At 68.7% G+C, this 1,288-nt stretch carries 1 protein-coding gene; it reads right to left on the minus strand.

Annotated features, from left to right (window positions below):
* Nucleotides 1–45: 45 nt before the first annotated feature.
* Nucleotides 46–1,257, minus strand: a complete 1,212-nt coding sequence (locus tag CA984_RS44070) for an IS110 family RNA-guided transposase (protein WP_086579164.1) — start codon at nt 1,255–1,257, stop codon at nt 46–48.
* Nucleotides 1,258–1,288: the final 31 nt, after the last annotated feature.

The following is a 1,288-nucleotide window of genomic DNA, read 5'->3' on the forward strand; positions in this document are numbered from 1 at the left end:
TGGGGGGTGTCCCTATGGTGTTGGGGGGTGTCCCTATGGTGTTCGTCAAGCGGCCGCGGGCTTTCGGGTGTGGTTCTTCCGGCGGGGCTGGTAGGGCTTGCGGTCGCGGAGCATGGCGTAGATGACGTCTGAACGGCGACGGGCGAGGCAGATCAGGGCGGCGTTGTGCTTCTTGCCCTCGGCGCGCTTCTTGTCGTAGTACTCCCTGCTTTCGGGGTCGGACAGGGACGCGAACGCGGCGAGGAACATGGCCCGTTTCAGTGCCTTGTTGCCGCCTTTGGGTGGGTGTTCACCCTTGATCGAAGAACCGGATCGGCGGGTCACCGGGGCGAGCCCGGCGTAGGCGGCGAGGTGCCCGGGGGTGGCGAAGGCGGAGATGTCGCCGATCTCCAGCAGCAGCCGTGCGGTGGTCCTGATCCCGAGCCCGGGCATGGTGATCAGGACCTTGGCGAGAGGGTGGGCATCAAGCATCGCTTCCACCTCGGCTGCGACCTGTTTGCGCTGGTCGAGCACGCTTCGTAGCGATCGTGACAGGCGGGGCAGGACGGTCTCGGCCGCGCTGGTTSCGGGGACGACGACTGTCTGTGCTTCGAGCGCGGCCAGGACCTCGTCGACCATACGGCCCGCCATGCGCGGAGCCAGTGGCTGGGCGACGGTCAGGAGCTGCTCGCGTCCGGCCTCTCGCAGGCCGTTCGGGCCGCCGAAGCGTGCCAGGAGCTCCAGGGCGGCGGGATGGTGCAGGCGCGGCCCAAGCGCCCGCTCCAGCGCCGGGTGGATGGTGACGAGCAGTCCGCGGATCCGGTTGGTCACCCGGGTCGCCTCGGAGGCCAGGTCATCATCGAATCCGACGAGAACCTCCAGCTCGGCGAGGGCTTCGTCGCCGGCGTCGACACGTCGAAGTGTGTGCGGCAAGGTGCGGGCGGCGTCGGCGATGATGAACGCGTCACGGGCGTCGGTCTTGGCGTTGCCGGGGTGCAGGTCGGCCAGGCGGCGCATGGTCAGGCCGGGCAGGTAGGCGACCTGGCAGCCTTCGGCGCGAGCCACGGCGACGGGTAGCGCGCCGATGGAGGCGGGYTGRTCGACCACGACGAGCACTGGCCCGTGGGTCTTGAGCTTGCCGAACAGCGCGCGCAGGCGCTGCTCGTCGTTGGGCAGGGGCTTGTCGTGGAGTTTCTTGCCGCGAGGGTCCAGGGCGCAGGCGTGGTGTTCGCCCTTGCCCACGTCTAAGCCGACAAACACCGCGTAGTCGACGCTCATGCCACTACTCCAGTTCAGAGGGTGTTTGGCC

Origin of the sequence: Streptosporangium minutum (genome assembly GCF_002149035.1) — a bacterium.
GTDB classification, from domain to species: domain Bacteria; phylum Actinomycetota; class Actinomycetes; order Streptosporangiales; family Streptosporangiaceae; genus Streptosporangium; species Streptosporangium minutum.